This window comes from Streptomyces sp. NPDC014727, from assembly GCF_043083485.1.
Taxonomy (GTDB): Bacteria; Actinomycetota; Actinomycetes; order Streptomycetales; family Streptomycetaceae; genus Streptomyces.
This window is the reverse complement of the sequence record NZ_JBIBYR010000013.1, coordinates 188,741-211,181: the sequence shown is the minus strand read 5'-3', so window position 1 is coordinate 211,181 and position 22,441 is coordinate 188,741. Positions and strand designations below refer to the sequence as shown.

General features: G+C 69.8%; 17 protein-coding genes. 9 read left to right on the top strand and 8 right to left on the bottom strand.

Annotated features, from left to right (window positions below; genetic code table 11):
- Positions 1–10 precede the first annotated feature (10 nt).
- Positions 11–274 (bottom strand): WhiB family transcriptional regulator, encoded by a 264-nt coding sequence (locus ACF1B9_RS22045; RefSeq protein ID WP_003968728.1) that lies wholly within the window; start codon positions 272–274, stop codon positions 11–13.
- A gap of 700 nt (positions 275–974) precedes the next feature.
- On the opposite strand from ACF1B9_RS22045, the gene ACF1B9_RS22040 reads away from it, so the two are divergent.
- The 3 genes from ACF1B9_RS22040 to ACF1B9_RS22030 are packed head-to-tail and all read left to right on the top strand — an operon-like array spanning position 975 to position 3,770.
- A complete protein-coding gene (locus ACF1B9_RS22040) occupies positions 975–1,475 on the top strand; it encodes a cysteine dioxygenase (protein ID WP_391742974.1) in 501 nt (166 codons plus the stop codon).
- A gap of 13 nt (positions 1,476–1,488) precedes the next feature.
- Positions 1,489–2,445 (top strand): 2-phospho-L-lactate transferase, encoded by a 957-nt coding sequence (gene cofD / locus ACF1B9_RS22035; protein ID WP_391742975.1) that lies wholly within the window; start codon positions 1,489–1,491, stop codon positions 2,443–2,445.
- A 59-nt stretch (positions 2,446–2,504) separates the two neighbouring features.
- Complete coding sequence (locus ACF1B9_RS22030) at positions 2,505–3,770, top strand: coenzyme F420-0:L-glutamate ligase (RefSeq protein ID WP_391743164.1); 1,266 nt, start codon at positions 2,505–2,507, stop codon at positions 3,768–3,770.
- Between the two features lie 24 nt (positions 3,771–3,794).
- Here the strand turns inward: ACF1B9_RS22030 and ACF1B9_RS22025 are convergent, their stop codons facing one another.
- The 3 genes from ACF1B9_RS22025 to ACF1B9_RS22015 form a co-directional block, all read right to left on the bottom strand.
- On the bottom strand, positions 3,795–4,793 hold the full coding sequence (locus tag ACF1B9_RS22025) for a DNA-3-methyladenine glycosylase family protein (RefSeq protein WP_391742977.1): 999 nt from the start codon (positions 4,791–4,793) through the stop codon (positions 3,795–3,797).
- Positions 4,794–4,904: 111 nt separating this feature from the next.
- Complete coding sequence (locus ACF1B9_RS22020; RefSeq protein WP_391742978.1) at positions 4,905–5,996, bottom strand: sugar phosphate nucleotidyltransferase; 1,092 nt, start codon at positions 5,994–5,996, stop codon at positions 4,905–4,907.
- Between the two features lie 134 nt (positions 5,997–6,130).
- Entirely contained in the window at positions 6,131–7,471 is a 1,341-nt protein-coding gene (locus ACF1B9_RS22015; protein WP_391742979.1) for a peptidoglycan recognition protein, read from the bottom strand.
- A gap of 137 nt (positions 7,472–7,608) precedes the next feature.
- On the opposite strand from ACF1B9_RS22015, the gene ACF1B9_RS22010 reads away from it, so the two are divergent.
- The 4 genes from ACF1B9_RS22010 to ACF1B9_RS21995 all read left to right on the top strand — a co-directional run bounded on the left by ACF1B9_RS22010 (position 7,609) and on the right by ACF1B9_RS21995 (position 13,545).
- Positions 7,609–8,361 carry a TIGR03089 family protein gene (locus ACF1B9_RS22010; protein ID WP_391742981.1) on the top strand — a complete coding sequence of 251 codons (753 nt, stop codon included), beginning with the start codon at positions 7,609–7,611 and terminating at the stop codon, positions 8,359–8,361.
- Between the two features lie 169 nt (positions 8,362–8,530).
- A complete protein-coding gene (locus tag ACF1B9_RS22005; protein WP_391742982.1) occupies positions 8,531–9,784 on the top strand; it encodes an LCP family protein in 1,254 nt (417 codons plus the stop codon).
- 223 nt (positions 9,785–10,007) lie between these two features.
- Positions 10,008–11,816, top strand: a complete 1,809-nt coding sequence (locus ACF1B9_RS22000) for an LCP family protein (protein WP_391742984.1) — start codon at positions 10,008–10,010, stop codon at positions 11,814–11,816.
- A gap of 49 nt (positions 11,817–11,865) precedes the next feature.
- The gene (locus ACF1B9_RS21995; protein ID WP_391742985.1) at positions 11,866–13,545 is read left to right on the top strand and encodes an LCP family protein; all 1,680 of its coding nucleotides are present in this window, start codon (positions 11,866–11,868) and stop codon (positions 13,543–13,545) included.
- A 166-nt stretch (positions 13,546–13,711) separates the two neighbouring features.
- Here ACF1B9_RS21995 and ACF1B9_RS21990 read toward each other — a convergent pair whose 3' ends face one another.
- On the bottom strand, positions 13,712–14,725 hold the full coding sequence (locus tag ACF1B9_RS21990; RefSeq protein ID WP_391742986.1) for a glycosyltransferase family 2 protein: 1,014 nt from the start codon (positions 14,723–14,725) through the stop codon (positions 13,712–13,714).
- A 277-nt stretch (positions 14,726–15,002) separates the two neighbouring features.
- On the opposite strand from ACF1B9_RS21990, the gene ACF1B9_RS21985 reads away from it, so the two are divergent.
- A complete protein-coding gene (locus ACF1B9_RS21985) occupies positions 15,003–16,367 on the top strand; it encodes an LCP family protein (RefSeq protein WP_391743165.1) in 1,365 nt (454 codons plus the stop codon).
- Between the two features lie 48 nt (positions 16,368–16,415).
- Here ACF1B9_RS21985 and ACF1B9_RS21980 read toward each other — a convergent pair whose 3' ends face one another.
- Positions 16,416–16,967 carry an acyl-CoA thioesterase gene (locus ACF1B9_RS21980; protein WP_391742988.1) on the bottom strand — a complete coding sequence of 184 codons (552 nt, stop codon included), beginning with the start codon at positions 16,965–16,967 and terminating at the stop codon, positions 16,416–16,418.
- A gap of 119 nt (positions 16,968–17,086) precedes the next feature.
- Here ACF1B9_RS21980 and ACF1B9_RS21975 point away from each other — a divergent pair, with 119 nt between their 5' ends.
- Complete coding sequence (locus ACF1B9_RS21975) at positions 17,087–18,382, top strand: LCP family protein (RefSeq protein ID WP_391742989.1); 1,296 nt, start codon at positions 17,087–17,089, stop codon at positions 18,380–18,382.
- A gap of 149 nt (positions 18,383–18,531) precedes the next feature.
- Here ACF1B9_RS21975 and ACF1B9_RS21970 read toward each other — a convergent pair whose 3' ends face one another.
- Both ACF1B9_RS21970 and ACF1B9_RS21965 read right to left on the bottom strand, forming a co-directional pair.
- Positions 18,532–19,008, bottom strand: coding sequence for a hypothetical protein (locus ACF1B9_RS21970; RefSeq protein ID WP_391742991.1), 477 nt, complete (start codon positions 19,006–19,008; stop codon positions 18,532–18,534).
- Between the two features lie 137 nt (positions 19,009–19,145).
- The gene (locus ACF1B9_RS21965) at positions 19,146–22,154 is read right to left on the bottom strand and encodes a carboxypeptidase regulatory-like domain-containing protein (RefSeq protein ID WP_391742992.1); all 3,009 of its coding nucleotides are present in this window, start codon (positions 22,152–22,154) and stop codon (positions 19,146–19,148) included.
- Positions 22,155–22,441 lie beyond the last annotated feature (287 nt).

Genomic DNA, 22,441 nt, shown 5'->3' with positions numbered 1-22,441 from the left:
CTGTTCGCGGTCAGATGGCGGCCTTCTTCAGGCGGCGCCGTTCACGCTCGGAAAGGCCACCCCAGATTCCGAACCGCTCGTCATTGGAAAGGGCGTACTCAAGGCATTCGGACCGGACTTCACAGGCGAGACAGACCTTCTTGGCCTCGCGGGTGGATCCGCCCTTCTCGGGGAAGAAGGACTCGGGATCGGTCTGGGCGCACAGTGCGCGCTCCTGCCAGCCGAGTTCCTCGTCCGCGTCCTCGACCAGCAGTTGCTGGAACAGCTCGGTCATGTGCGCCCCTCGTCTGTCTCTCGCGTCCCCGTGATGCAGCCGTTACTGATTGCGGCCGAACGACACGAGTGAAATTACAAGTGTGTAGCTCCAGGCCAGTCAAGCGAAGATCTGCTATTGGCCCCGGTATTCACTCTGCGGAACCAAGGGTATGCGGAAAGTGTGCAAATCACCAAAAACCTGACATATGCCATGCGTCTCACCGCGCCCCCTTCCCTCACCGAGTGAGACGACCGGGACCGTCCTCATGTTTCGATTCGATCACCGAAGCGACCAGGATCACAGTCAGGTCACGGGGCGCCAACGACGTTTACGGGCGCGGCTGATGCGCCACATCTCCGCCACGATGACCGCACAAACCTTTCCCCCGGTTCCGTAACCGGATGAGGTGAAACATTACCCCCAAATCGGGCATTGAGTTGACAGTGAAGGGTCGAGCCGGTCTCCTTGATTGCATGCCAGCGACCGCAGCGATGTACGCCACCCACATCCGTGGGTTCCGCAACGCTGTCCTGACCCGCTGTTGCTGTTCCAGCTGTCACAGCTGTTGATGCCCCAGGGCACCGGCTCTGATCCAGCTCCTCTCCGCTGAGCCCCTCGCAGAGCGTCTCCACAGACCTTTCTCTCTGCGCTTCCCCGGCTCTCCGGTCTCCGCGACACCCCGCACATGCACCTCCCATGCCGAGGAACCACCGCTTCCATGAACAGCGACAGCGACCTTCAGATCGCCGGCGACATCCTTGAGGTCCAGCACCTCCTCCAGCCGGCCCGCGAGCACCCCACCACCGTGGCCGAGTTCGTCGGACTCGCCCGCTCCATCGCCGCCGACCGCGCGCGGTGGGCGCCGCTCGTCCGCTACGACACCACCACCCGCTGGTACCACCGGCTGCGTACAGGCCCCGGATACGAGGTCTGGCTGCTCAGCTGGGTGCCCGGCCAGGGCACCGGCCGTCATGACCACGGCCTGTCCTCCGGTGTACTGACCGTCCTGGAAGGCCGGTTGACCGAGCGCACCGAACGCGGCACGCGGACGCTGGAACCCGGCGCCCAGCGCGTCTTCGCGCCCGGCTATGTGCACGAAGTGGTCAACGACTCCCTCGAACCGGCCGTCAGTCTGCACGTCTACTACCCGGGTCTGACCGAGATGCCGATGCACACGGCGCAATGCGCCCCGGCGGCCGTGGATGTCGTACCCGCCTGACAAACTGCTGTGCATGCGCATTGTGGTTCTGGCCGGCGGTATCGGTGGTGCTCGTTTTCTGCGTGGCCTCAAGCAGGCCGCGCCCGACGCGGACATCACGGTCATCGGCAACACCGGTGACGACATCCATCTGTTCGGGCTGAAGGTCTGCCCCGACCTCGACACCGTGATGTACACCCTCGGCGGTGGCATCGACGAGGAGCAGGGCTGGGGGCGTAGGGACGAGAGCTTCCAGGTCAAGGCGGAGCTCGCCGCGTACGGTGTGGGACCCGAATGGTTCGGGCTCGGCGACCGTGACTTCGCGACGCACATCGTCCGCACCCAGATGCTGGGCGCGGGCTATCCGCTGAGCGCCGTCACCGAGGCGCTGTGCGCGCGTTGGAAGCCCGGAGTCCGGCTGCTGCCGATGTCCGACGACCGGGTCGAGACCCATGTCGCGGTCGACATCGACGGCGAACGCAGGGCGATTCACTTCCAGGAGTACTGGGTGAAGCTGCGCGCCTCGGTCGAGGCGCAGGCGATCGTGCCGGTCGGTGCCGAGCAGGCCAAGCCGGCGCCCGGCGTGCTGGAGGCCGTCGCCGAGGCCGACGTCATCCTCTTCCCGCCGTCCAACCCCGTCGTGTCGGTGGGGACCATCCTGGCCGTGCCCGGGATCCGGGAGGCGATCGCCGAGGCCGGGGTGCCGGTCGTCGGCCTCTCCCCCATCGTCGGGGACGCGCCCGTGCGCGGCATGGCGGACAAGGTGCTCGCCGCGGTGGGCGTCGAGTCGACGGCGTCGGCCGTGGCCCGGCACTACGGCTCCGGGCTGCTCGACGGGTGGCTCGTCGACACCGTGGACGCCGGGGCCGTCGACGAGGTGGAGGCCGCCGGCATCCGCTGCCGGGCGGTGCCGCTGATGATGACGGATGTCGACGCGACGGCGGAGATGGCCCGGCGCGCGCTGGCGCTGGCCGAGGAGGTACGGGCGTGAGCACCGAGTCCTCCGGTTCCGCCCCGGCACCTTCCTACCGCGTCTGGGCACTGCCCGGGATGCCCGAGGTGCGGGCCGGGGACGACCTGGCGAAGCTGATCGCCGCGACCGAACCGGGGCTGGCCGACGGCGACGTCCTGCTGGTCACTTCGAAGATCGTCTCCAAGGCGGAGGGCCGGATCGTCGAGGCCACCGACCGGGAGGCGGCGATCGACGCCGAGACGGTACGGGTGGTGGCGCGGCGCGGCACGCTCCGGATCGTCGAGAACCGGCAGGGGCTGGTCATGGCCGCCGCCGGTGTCGATGCCTCGAACACCCCGGCCGGAACAGTGCTGTTGCTGCCCGAGGACCCGGACGGATCGGCGCGCGCGATCCGGGACGGGCTGCGGGACACCCTGGGCGTCGAGGTCGGGGTCGTCGTCACGGACACCTTCGGGCGCCCGTGGCGCAACGGCCTGACCGATGTCGCGATCGGCGCGGCCGGGGTCCTGGTGCTGGACGATCTGCGCGGCGGTACGGACACGTACGGCAATCCGCTCAGCGCGACGGTGGTCGCCACCGCCGATGAACTGGCGTCGGCCGGTGACCTGGTCAAGGGCAAGGCTTCTGGACTGCCCGTCGCGGTGGTCCGGGGCCTCGGCCATGTCGTGGATCCGACGGATTCTGCGGGCGGGGCCCGTGCGATGGTGCGGGTCGCGGCCGACGACATGTTCCGGCTCGGCACGTCGGAGGCGGTACGGGAAGCGGTGACCCAGCGGCGGACGGTGCGCGAGTTCACCGACGAACCGGTGGATCCGGGGGCGGTGCGGCGGGCCGTGGCCGCGGCGGTGACGGCGCCCGCGCCGCATCACACGACGCCGTGGCGGTTCGTCCTGCTGGAGTCCGAGGAGGCGCGGACCCGGCTGCTCGACGCGATGCGGGAGGCGTGGATCTCGGACCTGCGCCGGGACGGCCGGAGCGAGGAGTCGGTCGCGAAGCGGGTGCGGCGGGGCGACGTGCTGCGCCGGGCACCGTATCTGGTGGTGCCGTGCCTGGTGATGGACGGCTCCCACACGTACGGGGACACGCGGCGGGACACCGCGGAGCGCGAGATGTTCGTCGTCGCCGCGGGGGCCGGCATCCAGAACTTCCTGGTGGCGCTGGCGGGCGAGCGGCTCGGCTCGGCGTGGGTGTCGTCGACGATGTTCTGCCGCGAGGTGGTGCGCGAGGTGCTGCGACTGCCGGAGTCGTGGGACCCGCTGGGGGCGGTCGCGGTGGGGTGTCCGGCGAACGCACCTGTCCCGCGGGCGGGGCGGGACCCGGAGGGGTTCGTCACGGTGCGGTGAGACGCGGGCGGGGGCGTCTCCCCGTCACAGGCGGGCGATGTCGCCCCGGGTCATGCGTGGGGCCCGGCGGGGCGGGACGCGGCCCGAGAGCAGGATGAGTCGGGTCGCCCGGTGGCGCTGGCCCGCGTAGGGGGTGAGCAGGGTCAGCATCTCCTCGTCGTCGGCGTTCCGGTTGTCCGCCAGCGCGTGGCCGACGATGCCGGGCAGGTGGAGATCGCCGACCGTGACCGCGTCGGCCGCGCCGTTCGACCGCTGAAGGGTCTCGGCCGAGGTCCAGGGACCGATGCCGGGGATCAGTTCCAGGCGGGCCATGGCCTGCGGGAGTTCCATGGCCGACGCCTCCTCCAGACGACGGGCCACCCGTACCGCGCGCAGGATCGTGGCCGAGCGTTTGGAGTCGACGCCCGCGCGGTGCCATTCCCAGGACGGGATCAGCGACCAGGTGCGGGCGTCCGGCATGACATGCAGGCCGAGCGCGGCGAACGCGGCGTGGTCCGTGGGGCCGGGCGCCGGGGTGCCGTGCCCACGGACCAGGTGGCGCCAGGCCCGGTACGCCTCGTCCGTGGTCACCTTCTGTTCGAGGATGGACGGGATCAGGGACTCCATGACCAGTCCGGTGCGCAGCAGGCGCAGGCCGGGGCGGCTGTGCCGGGTCAGGGCGAGCAGCCGGTGGCGCGGGCGGAAGGCGTCCGGATCGTCCGTTGCGCCGAGAAGTGTGGGCAGCTGGTCCAGCAGCCAGGACGCGCCCGGTCCCCAGGCCGTCGCCTCGATCCGGCCGCTCCGGGCCGTGACGCGGAGGGTGCCGGGGCCGGCGGGGGTACGGCAGGCCCGCCAGACCGCGCCGTCCCGGGTCATCCGGAACGTGGGGTCGGCGGGGCCTCGACGCAGCGGCCCGAGAACCAGGCGCAGGTCGAGCGGGCCGGGCGGGGTCCAGTCGCGGGTCAGCGCGTCCGTCGCCGGAGCCGCCGCCTGGTGCGGGACGGCCGCGCGAGAGGCGCTGCGGGGTGCGAATCGTCCTGCCACGGTGAGGTCCTCGGTCGTCAGGGGTGCCTGTCGAGGGTAACGGCTTCTCCTGGAGGGGGGGCCGTACGCACACGGGCGGGTGCGCGGCGGTGTGCCGGACCGTTCGCCGCGCTACTCGTCGGACGAGAAGCGCACCGCCGCGTCCGGCAGGACCGCCCCGCACCAGACGCGGATGCCGGCGCGGAGTTCGTTGTCGGCGCCGATCCGGGCCCCGTCCCCGATGACCGCCCCCTCCATCACCGTACGACTGCCGATCCTGGCACCGGCTCCGACCAGCGAGTCCGTGATCACGGCCCCCGGTTCGACGACCGCGCCGGCCAGTACCGCCGAGCCGTCGATCCGGGCCCCCGCGCCGATCAGGGCGCCCTCGCCGATGACCGTGCCGCCACTGAGTTTGGCGTCGGCCGCCACGGAGGCCGTCGGCAGGACGAGCCGCTCGCCGCAGCGGCCGGGGACGGCCGGGGACGGGGCGTGGCCCAGGACCAGGTCGGCGGAGCCGCGCACGAAGGCCTGCGGGGTGCCGAGGTCCAGCCAGTACGTGGAGTCGACCATGCCCTGGAGGTGCGCGCCGGAGGCCAGCAGTCCGGGGAAGGTCTCGCGCTCGACGGAGACCGGGCGGCCGGCCGGGATGGCGTCGATGATCCGGCGTCGGAAGATGTACGCCCCCGCGTTGATCTGGTCGGTGACGATCTCCTCGGGCGTCTCGGGCTTCTCCAGGAACGCGGTGACCCTGCCGTCGGCGTCCGTCGGTACGAGACCGAAGGCGCGCGGGTCCTCGACCCGGGTGAGGTGGAGGGAGACGTCCGCTCCGGAGGCGGTGTGCGAGGCGACCAGCGCCTGGATGTCGAGGCCCGTGAGGATGTCGCCGTTGAAGATGAGCACCGGTTCGTCGGGCCCCGAGGTGAGCCGGGAGGCGACGTTGCGTATCGCTCCGCCGGTGCCGAGCGGTTCGCGTTCGGTGACGTACTCGATGTGCAGACCCAGCGACGAACCGTCCCCGAAGTACGGTTCGAAGACCTCCGCCAGGTACGAGGTCGCGAGCACGATGTGCTCGACCCCGGCGGCTCGGGCACGCGCCAGCTGGTGGGTGAGGAACGGGACGCCCGCCGCCGGAACCATGGGCTTGGGGGTGTGGACCGTGAGCGGGCGCAGCCGCGTTCCCTTGCCGCCGACCAGGAGGATCGCTTCTCTTGCCTCTGTCACAGCGCTGACTCTGCTTCCTGGTGGGGCCCGGCCGGTTTTCGGCTGGCCAGTGTATGCAGTCCGGTTCGCTACGGTTCGGCCGTCCCCGGTCAGCGGCCCGCAGCGGCCCGCGGTGGTCTCTCGCGGTCATCCGGTCAGCGGCCCTGCAGACGGGCGGAACTGGTCCTGGCCGAGCCGAGCTTCTTGTAGAGACGCGCTCCGGGGCATTCGGTTGCGAAGCCGTCCCGATGGCCGGAGATGACGTTGAGTGTGGCCTTCGTGCCCTTCTTGAACTTGTTCCCGCCACCCGAGACGAGCGTCGTCCTGCCGCTCGGGTCGGCTCCGAACAGGCCGAGTTTCCAGGCGGTGAGCTTCGCGATGGCGTTCACCGCGGAGGCCGACGGGTTCGACCCGGTGAAGGTGCCGAGCACCGCGATGCCCATGCTGTTGGCGTTGAAGCCGAGCGTGTGTGCTCCCAGGACGGGCTTCGTCACGCCGCCCGCGCGTCCTTCGTAGATGTTTCCGCACTTGTCGACGGCGAAGTTGTAGCCGATGTCCCGCCAGCCGCTGCTCTTGACGTGGTAGCGGTAGATGCCTCGCAGGACGGCGGGTGCCTGGGAGCACGTGTAGTTGTTGCCCGTGGCGCTGTGGTGGATGAACGCGGCCTTGACGGTCTTGGTGTAGACGAGGGAGCGCTCTCTGAGCTTCTCGTCGGCGCCCCAGCCCTTGCGGGTGATGATGCGCGGCCGGGGTCCGATGTACGGCTGGGCGCCGGGAGCGAGCCCGGCCTCCGCCTCGCCGAGTGCCTCGGACTCCGCCCTGCTCAGGGCGGGGAGCACGCGGCCGTCGAGTGCTGTGGCGCGACTGCCCTCGTCGTCGCCGGAGGACTCGGGACCCGCCGCGGGGACCGGCTGCGGGTCCTTGCCGGGGTCGACGAGTTCGAGGCGCAGACCGGTGGGCAGCGGTACGGCGGATTCGGTCCGGTCCTGCGGATCGGGCGTCGCCGGGCGTACGCGGACCGAGACGCCGTCCGAGTCGCCGACCCAGAGCGGAGCCGTGGAGCCGCGGACGGTGCCGGATTCGCGCTCGGTGGTCCCGGGGTCGGCGCCGTGCTCGGCGTTGTGCGTCTCCAGGTCCTGCCAGTCGGACCAGCGGGTGGTGCCGAGGGCCCGGGTTCGGACCTGGACGGTGCCGTGGAGTTCGGTGTCCGGGTCGTCCCAGACGACGCCGACCAGGGAGAACGGGCGGACGTCGCGTTCGAGCAGCCCCTGTTCGGCGGCCGCGGTGGTCCGGGTGGGGTCGCCGGTGGATTCGTCGGACGGTGCCCGCAGGGGCGACAACGGCAGGGACTGCGTCGAGCCTGCGGTGTCGGAGGGCTCGGCGGACCCGGCGGTAGCGGTGAAGGTGTCCGGGGCGGCGCTCGCGGGCGCGGCCGACGGCAGTACGAGTACCGCCGCGCAAGTGACACCGATCGAGGATGCAAGGAAGGAACGCATACGAACGATCCTGGGCACATTCCGACAAGTCCGGCTACCGGGGTATCCCGGCACAATTGACGGGCCGTCTGCCGAACCGGTGTACCCGGTGCCCGTCGATCCCGCCCGGCCCGGCGCCGCCGCGTACCCTTGCGCGGATGAACGCCACCGACCGCACCCCCGCCGACCTGCTGCGTTCCGCGCTCGCCGCGGATCCGGCCCGCCCCTTGGTCACTTTCTACGACGACGCCACCGGAGAGCGCGTCGAACTGTCGGTGGCCACCTTCGCCAATTGGGTGGCCAAGACCGCCAATCTCCTGCAGGGCGACCTCGCCGCGGAACCCGGCGACCGGCTGGCCCTGCTGCTGCCCGCGCACTGGCAGTCCGCGGTCTGGCTGCTGGCGTGTTCCTCGGTCGGTGTGGTCGCCGATGTGCAGGGCGACCCGGCCGGCGCCGATCTCGTCGTCAGCGGCCCGGACACGCTGGAGGCCGCGCGCGCCTGCCGCGGCGAGCGGGTCGCCCTGGCACTGCGCCCGCTGGGCGGCAGGTTCCCGCAGACGCCCGAGGGCTTCGCCGACTACGCGGTCGAGGTGCCGAGCCAGGGCGACCGGTTCGCCCCGTTCGCGCCGGTGGACCCGAACGCTCCGGCGCTGGCGGTGGGCGGGGTCGAGCTGACGGCGGCGGAACTGGTGGCGCGGGCCCACGAGGACGCGGCCGGCCTCGGGCTGACCGCAGGATCGCGGCTGCTGACGGGGCGCCCGTACGACACCTGGGAGGGCCTGAGCGCGGGGCTGTTCGCGCCACTGGCCGCCGGGGGGTCCGTGGTCCTGTGCCGGCACCTGGGACAGCTGGGTGAGGACGGTCTGGCGAAGCGCGTCGAGAGTGAACGGGTCACCAACACCACGGTATGACAAGCGCCCTGAGGACCACTCGTCCGGCCCATAGCGGGTCGAGTCCTCAGGGCTGTGCCTCAACTCCGGTACATGATCGGCGGTACAGACCACTCGGGACACAACCAAGCGTGAGGTTCAGCCGTCTACTCCTGCGACCGGCGGCCCAGCGCGCCGCCGAACGTGAAGGATGGACGCAGACGTGAGCGAAAGCGCCGGCCCGCCGGAGAACTCCGACGACTCGGCCACGGACGAGGGCCGATCGCAGGTGGGGGACGACTCCGGTGTCTCTCCCGAGACCCCCGCCGGGCACCGGCACCACTGGCTGCGCTGGACCGCGCTCGGCGTCTCGCTCGTGGTCCTGGTCGCGGCGGGCGGCGGCTGGTGGCTGTACCGGAAGCTCGACGGCAACATCAGGACCGACACCTCGGCGGCCGCCGAACTCAAGACGTACGAGCGGGAGCGGCCCGCCACCGTGGTGCACGACGCGGAGAACATCCTGCTCATCGGCTCCGACAGCCGGGCCGGTGACAATCGCGAGTACGGTCGCGACGACGGCGGCAGCCAGCGCTCGGACACCACGATCCTGCTGCACCTGGCCGCGGACCGGAAGAGCGCCACCGCGATGTCCCTGCCGCGCGACCTGATGGTGTGGATCCCGGCCTGTCACAAGGCGGACGGTACGGTCACGAAGAAGCAATTCGCCCAGTTCAACTGGGCCTTCGAGTTCGGTGGCACCGCCTGCACGATCCGTACGGTCGAGAAGTTGACCGGCATCCGGATCGACCACCAGATGGTCGTCGACTTCAACGGTTTCAAGGACATGGTCAACGCCGTGGGCGGCGTCGAGGTCTGCCTCAAGAAGCCGGTGGACGACCCCGACGCCCACCTCAAGCTCCCCGCCGGACGCCAGAAGCTCGACGGCGAAGAGGCTCTGGGCTACGTACGGGCCCGTAAGTCGATCGGCAACGGCAGCGACACCGAACGCATGGACCGCCAGCAGCAGTTCCTGGGCGCGCTGGTGAACAAGGTGCAGAGCAATGGTGTCCTGCTCAATCCGACCCGGCTGTACCCGGTGCTGGACGCCGCCACCAAGTCGCTGACCACGGATCCGGGGCTGGACAGCCTCAAGGACCTGTACGACCTGGTGCGCGGCCTGCGCGACGTACCGACCGACAGGGTGCAGTTCCTTACCGTGCCCCGGCAGCCGTACGCCGCCGACCCGAACCGGGACGAACTCGTCCAGCCCGATGCGAACCGGCTTTTCAAGCGGCTGCGCGAGGACGCCCCGGTCACGGTGATCCCGGCGGACCGGCTCAAGAACGACAACGGGAAGAACACCGGGAAGAGCAATGCCGCGACCGATGCGCCGGACGCCGCGGGCCCCAACCCCACACCGACCTATTCGGGCAACAACGCGGCGGCCGACCTGTGCAAGCGGTAAAGCAATTCCCAAGCAGAAGCCGGTGATCGGCGTGCAATGAGCAGAATGACCAGTTGTAAGAACCGTGGAATTTGTCACGCTCGTCGCTCGACGTCGAACTGGGCCGATAGTGTGACGCGATCCGGTGCTTCCGGCCTTCCGGCCGCGCACTTCCGGAGCGAAAGATCGAGCGCCCGAACGGGGGAGGCGCCTCGCGTGGCACCGACGGAGGACTCAAGCAACCGTGGATGCGCAAAGCCGTGGGCGGGCGAATGAATTCGACCCCGCAGACCAGTGGGTCCTCAACCCGCACACCGGCGATTACGAACTGCGACTGAATAATTCCGGAGGGGATTCGGCCGGCACTTCCCAGCCGTCGGCCCCGCGTATCCCCCGTCGCAGAGAACCGGTCGGCGACGGTGACGGCGAGCGCAGAACCACGACGCGTGACAGCGGCGGTGAGCGCCGGGGTCCGGCCCGTGACGGGCAGGGGTCGGGTCCGCGCCGCGAGGTGCCGGGACAGCGTGGCCGCCGTTCGGCCAACGGCCCGCGCGGTCAGGAGCGTTCCGGTTACGGCGAGCCGGCGGGCCGCCGCAGCCGCAAGGCCCCGAAGACGCGCCGCAAGAAGGTGCTGCTGTGGACGGGCGGCACGATGGCGTTCGTACTGGTCGGCCTGTCGGTGGGCGGATACGCGCTGTACCAGCACTTCAACGGCAACCTGAGCACCGTCGACGTCGGCAGCGCCGGCAACAAGAACGTCTTCGACAACGACGCCCCGATCAACATCCTGATCATCGGTACCGACAAGCGCACCGGTAAGGGCAACGAGGGATACGGCGACAAGGGCAGCGTGGGCCACGCCGACACCAACATCCTCTTCCACGTCTCCAAGGACCGCACCAACGCGACGGCGCTCAGCATCCCCCGTGACATGATCACCGACATCCCGGACTGCAGGACCAAGCAGCCGGACGGCTCGGAGAAGATCGTTCCGGGTACGCGGAACGTCCGCTTCAACGAGAGCCTCGGCCAGGAGGGCCGCAACCCCGGCTGCACCATGGAAACGGCGAAGGCGATCACCGGCCTGCAGGTCGACCACTTCATGATGGTCGACTTCAACGCGGTGAAGGAGCTGTCCACCGCGGTCGGCGGCGTCAAGATCTGTCTGGCCAAGCCGGTCAAGGACGAGGACTCGCATCTGGACCTGCCGGCGGGCGAGCACCGGATCCAGGGCGAGGACGCCCTGGCGTTCGTACGGACCCGGCACAGCTTCGGCAACCGGAGCGACCTGGACCGGATCAAGGTCCAGCAGCAGTTCATCGCCTCGATGATCCGGCAGATGCAGTCGGACGACACCCTGACCAGCCCGACCAAGCTGTTCAAGCTGGCGGACGCGGCGACCAACGCACTCACCGTCGACACCGGCATCGGCACGGGGAAGAAGCTGGCCTCGCTGGCCCAGGAGCTCAGCAAGGTCAACACGAAGAACATCACCTTCACCACGGTGCCGGTGCTCGACAACCCGGCCGAGAAGACCCCGGTCACCGTCGTACTGAACGAGCCCAAGGCCGACCCGCTGTTCGCCATGATGCGCGAGGACACCTCGCTGACCGAGGTGAAGTCGAAGAAGAAGGCCGCGAAGAGCAAGCAGGACGCGCTCCTCAAGGGCTCGAAGGCGGCCGCGGGCGACGTACGCGTCGACGTGTACAACGGCGGCAAGGTGCCCGGCGCCGCGCAGGCGACGGTCACCTGGCTCCAGAACGAGCAGGGTGTGCTCAAGTCCACCAACAAGGCCAACGCCCCGGCGAAGGCCGCGAGGACGACGCTGGAGTACGCGCCGAACCAGGCGGACCAGGCCCGCGCGCTGGCCGCCATGATGGGACTGCCCGGCTCGGCCATGAAGCAGGGCACCACGGACGCCGAAGGGCTCCAGGCGATGGTGCTGACGCTGGGAGACGACTTCAAGGGCGCGGGCACGCCCATCACCGGGCCGGCGAAGGTGCCGGCCGACATTCAGCAAGCAAACGGCGACAAGGCAGAGTGCGCCAAGTGACACCGGGTCACTGCGCCAAACCACGAGTCTGAGCAGCAGGGGGGTCCTGGTGGGACGGAGCGGTACACCCGGAGAGGAGACGCGACCACGCGTCCGGCACGCCGGTCAACTCGGTTGGGACGACGGGCTCTACGAGGACGCGTCGGCGAAGTCCCCGGACTCCGCCGACGACGGCCGGCGGCCCGGCGCGGCGGACGACGGTCACCGGCGCGGCGGGCAGAAGCGGCACGGCAGGAAGCGCAAGCGCCGGGTGCTGCGCTGGGTCGCCGCGGTTCTCGCGCTGTTCATAGCCGGCGGCGCGGGGGCCGGATACCTCTACTACCAGCACCTCAACGGCAACCTGAAGAAGGCCGACCTGACGCTGGGCGACAAGAAGATGGTCGACCACAAGGCCAATTCCGCCGGTCAGACGCCGCTGAACATCCTGCTCATCGGCTCGGACGCGCGTGACTCCAAGGAGAACCAGAAGCTCGGCGGGGCCAAGGACACCTTCGGGGCCCCGCCCCTGGCCGACGTTCAGATGCTGCTCCATCTCTCGGCGGACCGCAGCAACATGTCGGTGGTCAGCATGCCGCGCGACACGCTGCTGAAGATCCCGAAGTGCACCGACCCGGAGACCAAGCACGTCTACCCGGCGACCACGGGCCTGGCGATGACCAACGAGACGCTCGGCCGCGGCGGTCCCGGATGCACGGTGGCCGCCTGGTACGAGCTCACCGGCATCACCATCGACCACTTCATGATGATCGACTTCTCCGGTGTGGTCTCGATGGCCGACGCGATCGGCGGTGTCCCGGTCTGTGTGAAGGGAAACGTCTACTCCCACACCAGCCAGGGCAAGGGCTCCGGGCTGAAGCTGGAGAAGGGCACCACGAAGATCAAGGGCAAGCAGGCCCTCCAGTGGCTGCGGACCCGCTACGGCTTCGAGGACGGCACCGACCTCGGCCGCACCCACGCCCAGCACATGTACATGAACTCGATGGTCCGTGAGCTGCGCAAGGGCACCAAGCTCACCGACCCGGGCAAGCTGATGGATCTCGCCGAGGCGGCGACCAACGCGCTGACGGTCGACAAGGGCCCCAAGGGCCTCGGCAGCGTCCCAAAGCTGTACGACCTCGCGGGCGAGCTCAAGAAGGTGCCCAGCAAGCGCATCACGATGACGACCATGCCGAACGTCTACGGGACGGGTGTGAACAAGGAGCGGGTCCTCCCGAAGCCCGGCGACGCCGATCGGCTGTTCCAGATGGTCCGCGACGACGTCCCGCTGGACGGCAAGGCGTCCAAGCGCAAGGCCCCGACCGCCAAGAAGCCCACCGCCCCCGTCGCCGAGATCCCGGTCAGCGTCCGCAACGGAACGCGTACCGACACCGCCTACCCGGTCAAGGGCCGGGCCACGGAGGTCCAGGAACTGCTGGCCGGCAAGGGCTTCACCCAGGCCGCGATCGACACGCAGAACACCGAGGCGGCGGCGCGGACCAGAGTGCTCTATCCCAGCGTGGACATGGAGGGCAATGCCCAGGCCGTCGCCAAGGCGCTCGGCATCCCGCTCTCGGCGGTGAAGAAGTCGACCGCCGTCTCCGGCATCACCCTGACCGTGGGGGCCGACTGGCGCGAGAGCGGCGACTATCCCGCGCCGGGCGCCGAGGAGAAGACGCCGGAGAGCGCACGCGCCCTGAACGGCGACGACGAAGGGGCCTGCATGGACATCCAGCCGGGCTTCGGCTGGTAGCGCCGTAACGGGCACCACGCACGGTGGGGGCCTTCCGACGATTCGGAAGGCCCCCACACCGTGTCGGCGGCTATGCGGTGACGGCCGGGCGCCGGACGACGGTCATGCGGTGACGGCCGGGCGCCGGACGACGGTCATGCGGTGACGGCCGGGCGCCGGACGACGGTCATGCCGTGACGGCCGGGCGCCGGCTGGCGATGACCTTCTTGGCCAGCGAGCGCGGGCTGGTCAGGAAGCCGTAGCCCCACGACATGTGCATGGTCGCGAGGGCCACCGGGATCTGGGCCCGCGCCTTCAGCGACAGGCCCGTGCCGGCCGGCACGGACCCGGCGACGATCGCCGCGACGTAACCGGCGGGGACGACGAAGGCCCACGGGGTGACGGCCGCACCGACCACGATGCCCGCCGCGATGGCACAGACGGCGGTGGGCGGCGCCAGATAGCGCAGGTTGATCGAGCCGGAGTGGTAGCGCGCGACGACGTGCCGCCAGCGGCCGTAGTCCTTGTACTGCTTGGCGAGCGCCCGTATCGAGGGCCGCGGCCGGTACTGCACCTTCAGCTCGGGCGAGAACCAGATCAGTCCGCCCGCCTCGCGGATGCGGAAGTTCAGCTCCCAGTCCTGGGCGCGGATGAACTCCACGTTGTAGCCGTCCGCCTTCTCCAGGGCCTCGCGGCGGAAGACACCGAGATACACGGTCTCCGCCGGGCCCGCCTGGCCGCCGGTGTGGAAGGCCGCGTTGCCGACGCCGATCTTCGACGTCATGGCCGCGGCCACGGCGTCCTCCCAGGCGTTCTCACCCTCGGCGTGCATGATGCCGCCCACGTTCTGCGCACCCGTCTCCTCCAGGAGGCGGACGGCCGTCGCGATGTAGTTCGGCGAGAGCATGCCGTGGCCGTCGACCCGCACGACTATGGGATGGCGGGAGGCCTTGATCGCGGCGTTGAGGGCGGCCGGGGTGCGGCCGGTCGGGTTCGGGACGGTGTGGACGCGGGGGTCCTCGCGCACCAGTTCCGCGGCGATCTCGTCCGTACGGTCGGTGGAGGGGCCCAGCGCGATCACCACCTCCATCTCACCTGCGTACTCCTGCTCCAGGATGTGCCGGACGGAGTTCCTGAGATGACGTTCCTCATCGAGCACCGGCATGATCACGGAGACGGCGGGGAGCTGCGCGGCAGACATGGTGGTCCTCGGGTGGTCCTCGGGAGCGCCGGGGGTTCGCACCCCACAAGGCGGCGTTATTCGGCCGCCACGTTACCGCGAATGGGGGACACGGGCGCGCGCCGCCGGGTCGCTCGGCGGAGTGCAGATCATATGGGCCTACTGTGCGAACGATCCCCCCTGTACCACGGAGGTTCCCCCCGTGCCCACGCCGCGCTCCTCCCCCCGTTCGCCGCGCCGCCGCGAAGTTCCGCCGCAGCGCAGGTCCAGAAAGCAGGACGAGCGGCCACGCTGGGGCATGCGGGTGGTGACCGGCATTTCCGTGCTGGTCCTCGGTGCCGGAGGGATCGGCCACGCGGTGGTGACGAGCCTGGAGACCGGGATCGACCGGATCGACCCGTTCAAGGACATGAAGAACCGGCCCCCGGCCGGTCACGGCATGAATCTGCTGCTCGTGGGCACGGACGGCCGCGATCGGATCACCGCGCAGGAGAAGCGGGAGTACCGGTTGGGCGGTGCGCCCTGCAACTGCACCGACACGGTCATGCTGGTGCATCTGTCGGCGGACAAGGGGCGCGCGAGCGTCGTCTCGTTGCCGCGGGACAGCTACGCGGAGATCCCGGAGCACAAGGACCGGAACAGCGGCGAGACGCACGCCGCCCACCCGGTGAAGCTGAACGCCGCGTACGCCGAGGGGGGACCCGGTCTGACGGTGCGGACCGTCGAGCAGATGACGGGCATCAAGATCGACCATTACCTGGAGGTCGACTTCACCAGCTTCATGAAGACGGTGGACACCCTGGGCGGGGTGCGGATCTGCATGGCCCGGCCGATGAAGGACTCGTACACCGGTCTCGATCTCGCCGCGGGCCCCCACGAGCTGAACGGCGGGCAGGCGCTCCAGTACGTCCGCTCCCGGCACGTCGACGGGGCCGCCGACCTGGGCCGGATGCAGCGCCAGCAGAAGTTCCTCGCCTCACTGATCAAGCAGGCGACCAGCAGCGGCGTGCTGCTGAACCCGGTGAAGTTCCGGGACGTGGCCTCCACGATGCTCCGCTCGGTCCGGGCCGACAAGGGCTTCGGTACGGAGCAGATGCTGGAGCTCGGCCAGGCGATGCGCGGTTTCTCCCCCGCCTCGTCCGAGTTCACCTCCGTACCGCTGGGGAACGCCGCCTTCCCGGTCAAGGGCATCGGCTCCACGGTCAAGTGGGACGAGCCGAAGTCGAAGAAGCTCTTCCAGGCACTGCGCGACGACAGGCCGCTCGCCCCGGAACGCTCCGGACAGCCGAAGTCCGTGCAGGTCGAAGTCGCCCCCCAGCGGATCCGGGTCCAGGTCTACAACGGGACCCCGAAGGACGGGCTCGGCAAGACGGTCGACGACGCGCTGCGCGCCACCGGCTTCGACACCACGCGGGCCCCGCTGAACGGAGAACCGGGTGATCTCAAGCGCACCCTGATCACCTACGACCCGCGCTGGGACCGGTCCGCGAAGTCCCTGGCCGGCGCGTTGCCCGGGGCCGAGCTGCGGGCGGTGAACGGGCAGGGCGCCATGCTGAAGGTGACGGCGGGCGCGGACTTCGAGAAGGTGCGGACGGTACGGGGTGAGGAGACGAACCGGGGCGAGTTCGGCACGGTCACGGGCGACCAGGTGGCATGCCCGTGACCGTCCGCGACTACCCCTGACCGTTCGTGATCGCGGGTGAGTCCGTGCTCAGTCGACGTCGATCCCGTCCGCCACGCGCTTCTCGCGCAGTTCCTTGATCGCACGGCGCCGGGCGAGGCGGTGGGTGCGCCGGATCTGCGCCTCCTGGTAGCGCCGCTTGTCGCGCTCCGTCTCCGGGATCACCTGCGGTACGGGGCGGGGCTTGCCGTCCGCGTCGACCGCGGCGAACACCAGATACGCGCTGCCGACCTGCTGGGCGGGGGTGGATTCGTTCCACCGCTCCGCCATGACACGGACGCCGACCTCCATCGAGGAGCGGCCGGTCCAGTTCACCTGGGCGCGGACGTGAACAAGGTCACCCACGCGGACCGGCTCCAGGAAGACCATCTCGTCCATCGAGGCCGTCACCGCGGGTCCGCCGGAGTGCCGGCCGGCCACGGCGCCCGCCGCGTCGTCGACCAGTTTCATGATCACGCCACCGTGCACCGTACCCAGCAGATTGGTGTCGCTGCCGGTCATGATGTGGCTGAGGGTGGTCCGGGAAGCGGCGGTCGACTTGCCCGGAATGTCGCCCTCCGGGTGTGGGGCCTGATCTGTCATACCGTCCACCTTATGCGGGGGCTTCCGCCCGGCGGCAATGCATCAGCTTCGCAACAGCCCTGATGCGATTTCCCGCACCCCCTGTAATACCAGCACACGTGCCCTGCACACTGGACCGCATGAACGATTGGCCCGAGGGATGGTCCGACGACAACCGCAGCGGCAACCGCTACGGGCAGGGCAGCGCCGGCGAGCGGCCCGAGGGCGCCCGCGTCATGCGGCACGTCCAGCGCCCTCCCGCCCCGCCTCAGCACCGCCCGGCCCCGCCCCGGCAGCGCCAGGGCGGGTCGCAGCAGTACGCCGGAGGCTATGACGACGCCGCTGGGTACGACAGCGGTTACAACACGGGCCAGGTCTACGGCGACGGCAACGGCGGCGGCCGGGGCAACGGCGGCGGCGGCCGGGGGGACGGCGGTTACATCCAGGGGCGCCCGGCGCCGAACTGGGGCCGCCGGATAAAGATAGGCACGCTGTCCCTGGTCGTCGTGGTGCTCGCGGTCTCCATCGGCACGTACTTCTGGGCCGACTCCAAGCTCAAGCGCGAGGTGGACCTCTCCAAGGTCATCGAGCGGCCGAAGGCCGGCGACGGCACCAACTACCTGATCGTCGGTTCCGACAGCCGCGCGGGCATGACGGCCGACGACAAGAAGCGGCTGCACACCGGCTCCGCCGAGGGCAAGCGCACCGACTCGATGATGATCCTGCACGACGGGTCGAACGGGCCGACGCTGGTCTCCCTGCCGCGTGACTCGAACGTCGAGATCCCCTCGTACAAGGGCTCCGACTCCGGCAAGCTCTACCCGGCCCGCGGCCGGTTCACCAAGCTGAACGCCGCGTACGCCGAGGACGGCCCCGAACTCCTCGTCCGTACCATCGAGTTCAACACCGGGCTGCACATCGACCACTACGTCGAGATCGGCTTCGGCGGCTTCGCCAAGATCGTGGACGCGATCGGTGGGGTGGAGCTGGACATCCCCAAGGGGTTCAAGGACAAGAAGTCCGGCGCCGACTTCAAGGCGGGCAAGCAGACACTGAACGGCGAGCAGTCGCTGGCCTTCGTCCGCACCCGGTACGCGTTCGCCGAGTCGGACCTGGCCCGTACGAAGAACCAGCAGAAGTTCCTCGCGGCGCTGGCGAGCCAGACGGCGACGCCGTCCACGATCCTCAACCCGTTCAAGTTCTACCCGACGATGAGCGCCGGCCTGGACACACTGATCGTGGACAAGGACATGTCGCTCTGGTCCCTGGGGCAGATGTTCTTCGCCATGAAGGGCGTCACGGGCGGCGACGGCACGTCGATGAACATGCCGATCTCGGGCTCCACCCACGGCAATCTGGTCTGGGACAAGGCCAAGGTGAAGCAGCTCGTGGAGCAGCTCAACAACGACGAGAAGGTCACCGTCTCCGGCAACTGACCTCGCACGTAGACGAAGCGGAGCAGGGCCCGGACGGTTCGCCGTCCGGGCCCTGCTCCATGTGCGACGGACCCGGGAGACCCGGCCCGTCCGGGCGTAGCTCTCGGCTCGCCCCTCCCAGATACGCCGCTCACTCACGTCGAACGCGGTCATCGCTCGCCTCCCGTGGGCCCCTGCGGCTCGGTCTCGTCCAAGTCCTCGTACAGCGCGTCCAGAATCCGCCCCGTGGGCTCGCCCTGCGGCGACAGCTCGGCCAGGCACCAGCCGGGCAGTTGTCGCTCCACCTCGGGCGGGAGGTCGCCGTCGGCCGGGTCGGCCAGCCCGTAGAGAAGGCCGAACGCGGTCTCCTTCGCCACCTCTCGGGCTATCTCCCCCAGGTCGTCGGCGGTCAGACCGAGAGCCAGCGCCCGCTCGACGGCACCACCGGCGAGACCGTCCTTCCGGTAGGCCTCGACCCAGTCCGGCGCCGCCGCACTCCAGCCGTCGATGTCCTGCCAGATCATGCGCAGGAACCGGTAGCGGGCGAGCTGCGGAAGGTTCTCCTCGGCCTCGGAGTCGGCCCAGCCCGCGGCGTCGTCGGCGCCGAGCGCGGTGAACAGGCCGGTGAGCTTGTCGATGTCGGTCATGGACGTGGAAGGTACGCCACGGGGCTGTCATGCGGCGATCAGGAGTGGCCCGGACTCATCCATCGCGGGGCCGGGGCTGAGCGCGGCGCGCGGGCCGGCCCCGAGGGGTCGGCCCGCGCTGTTTCACGCGAACAGGGTCACGAGGTCTTCTTCAGCGTGAAGTTGCCGGTCGTCGTCACCCCCTTCTTGAGCTTCACAGTGGTGGCCACCGGCTGGTAGCCGTCCTTGGCCACGATCACGGTGACCGGGTTGTTGCGGGTGTCGAACCACAGGGCGAAGGTGCCGTCCTTGGCGGTCCGCAGCGTGTAGCTGTTCGCCCAGCTGTCGATCTGGACGGTCGCCCCGGCCAGTGGCGCGGTGCCGCCCTTGCCGTCGGCGCCGAGCACGGTGCCGGCGTACTTGCCCCAGTCCTTCGGCGGGTTGACGTGCATCTTCACGCCGATGTCGGCGACCGAGTACGGGGTGTCGGTCTGGACGGTCAGCGCCGCGGTGTAGTCGCCGGGCTGGGTGACCTCGGGGACCGTGGCGTCCAGGCCGACGGTGATCGTGGTGCTCTCCCCGGGCTGGAGTGTCACCTTGTCCTTGCTCGTGGACAGCCAGCTGACGTCCGAGGACTCGCCGCCCTGGTCGTAGCCGGGCAGCACCTCGACGGTGGACACCGGCGGCGTCGTGCTGCCGCCGGGGTTGCCGCCGACCTTGTAGAAGCCGGAGGCAGCTCCCACACGGTAGAGGCTGGTGTTGGCGTTGGGCAGGGCGGTCCAGCTGCCGGTGCCCGGGTCGAAGGCGTAGCCCTGGTTGGTGATGGCGGCGCTGTTGTTGACGACACCGCTGGAGACCAGCAGCATGCCGTTGCCCACGCTGTACGCCGAACCCCACAGGTCGGCGGGCATGTCCGCGACGGGCGACCAGCTGTCGGCGCCCGGGTCGTAGACGTAGGCGTGCTTGGTCGTACTGCTGCCGCCGCTGCCACCGGCGCAGTAGAGCTTGCCGTCGATGCCGCCGCAGGACTGCCAGGAGATCGGCTCCGGGTAGGAGGCGATCTGGGACCAGCTGTCCGACGACGGGTCGTAGACCGTGGCGTCCGTGGTGCCACAGCTGTCGGTGCAGCCGCCGACGACGTACAGCTTGCCGCCGAGCACCGCGCTGCCCGAACCGGCGTACGGCTTGGGCGAGGACGCCTTGGTGGACCAGCTGTTCGACGCCGGGTCGTAGACCTCCAGCTTGGCGTCGGGGTCGCCGTCGGCACCCCAGCCGCCGACCACGTACAGCTTGCCGCCGATGAAGCCGTGGGCCGGGTTGCCCTCTCGGGTGTCGGCCGCGGAGGCCAGCTTGGTCCAGGAGCCACTGTCGGGGTCGTAGGAGTACAGCGCGTTGGTGTCCGCGCTGCCCGTGTAGCCGAAGGCGGAGTAGACCTTGCCGTCGTGGACGGCGACCGCGTTGTCCTGCACAGCGGTCGGCAGGTTGGCCACCGGCTGCCAGGCGTCACCGGCCGCGTTGGCCGCCGGAGCCGCATCCGAGGTCTTGCCCTTGCTGAGGGCCAGCGGGGAGTAGTCGCCCTTCACCAGGTTGAGCGGCGCGCCGCCCTTGGCCTGCTGGGTGAAGCCGCCCGGCTGCTCACCCAGGGTGAGGCCGGCAGGCGCACCGCCGGTGTTCTTCACCGTCACGTTCTGGGTGGCCTGCTTGCCCCAGGCGAGCGTCTTGTCGACCGAGCTGGGGGAGACCACCAGCTTGCCGGCCTTCAGGTTGAAGCCCGCCTGGGTGGTGCTGTCCGGTGCCACCTTCACCGTCTTGGCCAGGTCGGCGTAGTGCGACTTGGAGGCGGTGTACGTGTGGCTGCCGGTCTTGGAGGCGAACATCCAGTAGAAGCCGCCGCCGAGCGCCGGGTCGTCCGGGGTGGCCGCGGTGATGGCCTTCTCCTGCGAGGCGTCGGTGTTGACGACAGTGGCGCCGACGACGCCGTCGTCGGTGTTGGCGTCCTTCACCGTACCGGCCACCAGACCACCGCTGACAGGCTCGTAGGTCCGCTTGCCCACGAACACGTTGTCGAGTTCCCACCAGTAGCCGTAGCTGCCCGTGAAGTGGAACCGCAGCTGCACGCCGGGCTTCCCGGCGTAGTCGGTCAGCGGAAGCTCGACATGGGCAGGGCCGGTCAGGGTGGTGGTGCGGTTCCAGATGTTGGTCCAGGTCGCACCGCCGTCAGTGCTGACGTCGATGTTGCCGGTCTGGTTGGTGTAGCTCTTGTAGTCGGTGTCGAATTCCAGTTGCGGGCTGTCGTTGCCGGTCAGGTCGAGGACCGGCGTGATCAGCGAGCTGTCCTGCTTCTTGCCGCTGCCGATCTTGTCACTGTCGACCATGGCGAAGGCGCCGGAACCACCGGTCTTGTTACCCCGGTTACCGAAGTCGTCGAAGGCCCAGCCGCCGGTGGTGCCGTCGGCGTTGACCACGCTCCAGCCCTCGGGGGTGCCGGCGGTGGAGTCGAAGGGCTGGGTCGGGCCGGACCGCTTGACCTGGTAACCGGGCGCCGTGGCCGCCTCGGCGTCCACCGGGACCGCGACGTTCGCGGTCTGCGCCGCGTCATTCACGGTCACCTGCTTGGTGACTGCCTCGTAGCCGGGGTACACGGAGGTGAAGCGCAGGGTGTAGTCGGCGCCCTGCGGCAGGTCGACGCTGTACGCGCCGGTGTACGGGTCGGTGAAGACCGGGGCGCCGGGCACGTCATCGATGGTGATCTTCGTGTAGAGCGGCCAGCCGTGGCCGGAGCCGTCGGTCACCTTACCGGTCACGGTCTGCCGGGCCACCGCGTCCAGCGCGAAGTCCATCGTGACGGTGCCATCGTCGACGACGACGCCGTTGGCCTTCTTGGGCGCGTACCCGTAGGCGTACGCGGCCATTTTGTAGGTGTCAGGCGGCACCGTCAGGTTGTAGTGCCCCTGGGCGTCGGTGGTCGACCGGTAGATACCGGCTACGACGGAGGCGCCGGAAAGCGCCTTGCCTGAGCTGTCGGTGACGGCGCCGGAGATCTCGCCGTGCTGGCCGACGCCAGAGGCGGCGAGACCGCCCCCGGGATGCGTCGCGGTGGCGACGGTGCCCGGAGCGGCTGCCTCGGCGCCGGTGGCAGCCTGGGCTGCGGGTAATCCCGCAGCCATGACTGCGACAGCCGCCGCGGTGAAAGCGGCCAGTCGCGCGGAGATCCTCCGCGCGGCCGGTCTGGAATGCCTCGAAGTGCGCAATGTGTGACTCCCATGCAGCTGAGCTGGGGTCGACCCGTGCGCTGGTTCTCGGTCGACAGCGGATGGATTAATCCGCCGGGGCAACTAAACATGGTCGCCATGTCCCCGACAAGACGGCCTCCGGGGCGGATGTACGACATGGCATAGCCTCAACCATTTGTGACGCTCCGTCAGGTGACGGTCACACACCCGGTTGATGTCGG

Bases quoted from the DNA above. Each gene is read 5' to 3' on its own strand.
- ACF1B9_RS22045 (WP_003968728.1), bottom strand. From the start codon at position 274: ATGACCGAGCTGTTCCAGCAACTGCTGGTCGAGGACGCGGACGAGGAA.
- ACF1B9_RS22040 (WP_391742974.1), top strand. From the start codon at position 975: ATGAACAGCGACAGCGACCTTCAGATCGCCGGCGACATCCTTGAGGTC.
- cofD (WP_391742975.1), top strand. From the start codon at position 1,489: ATGCGCATTGTGGTTCTGGCCGGCGGTATCGGTGGTGCTCGTTTTCTG.
- ACF1B9_RS22030 (WP_391743164.1), top strand. From the start codon at position 2,505: ATGCCCGAGGTGCGGGCCGGGGACGACCTGGCGAAGCTGATCGCCGCG.
- ACF1B9_RS22015 (WP_391742979.1), bottom strand. From the start codon at position 7,471: ATGCGTTCCTTCCTTGCATCCTCGATCGGTGTCACTTGCGCGGCGGTA.
- ACF1B9_RS22010 (WP_391742981.1), top strand. From the start codon at position 7,609: ATGAACGCCACCGACCGCACCCCCGCCGACCTGCTGCGTTCCGCGCTC.
- ACF1B9_RS22005 (WP_391742982.1), top strand. From the start codon at position 8,531: ATGGACGCAGACGTGAGCGAAAGCGCCGGCCCGCCGGAGAACTCCGAC.
- ACF1B9_RS21990 (WP_391742986.1), bottom strand. From the start codon at position 14,725: ATGTCTGCCGCGCAGCTCCCCGCCGTCTCCGTGATCATGCCGGTGCTC.
- ACF1B9_RS21985 (WP_391743165.1), top strand. From the start codon at position 15,003: ATGCGGGTGGTGACCGGCATTTCCGTGCTGGTCCTCGGTGCCGGAGGG.
- ACF1B9_RS21980 (WP_391742988.1), bottom strand. From the start codon at position 16,967: ATGACAGATCAGGCCCCACACCCGGAGGGCGACATTCCGGGCAAGTCG.
- ACF1B9_RS21975 (WP_391742989.1), top strand. From the start codon at position 17,087: ATGAACGATTGGCCCGAGGGATGGTCCGACGACAACCGCAGCGGCAAC.
- ACF1B9_RS21970 (WP_391742991.1), bottom strand. From the start codon at position 19,008: ATGACCGACATCGACAAGCTCACCGGCCTGTTCACCGCGCTCGGCGCC.
- ACF1B9_RS21965 (WP_391742992.1), bottom strand. From the start codon at position 22,154: ATGGCTGCGGGATTACCCGCAGCCCAGGCTGCCACCGGCGCCGAGGCA.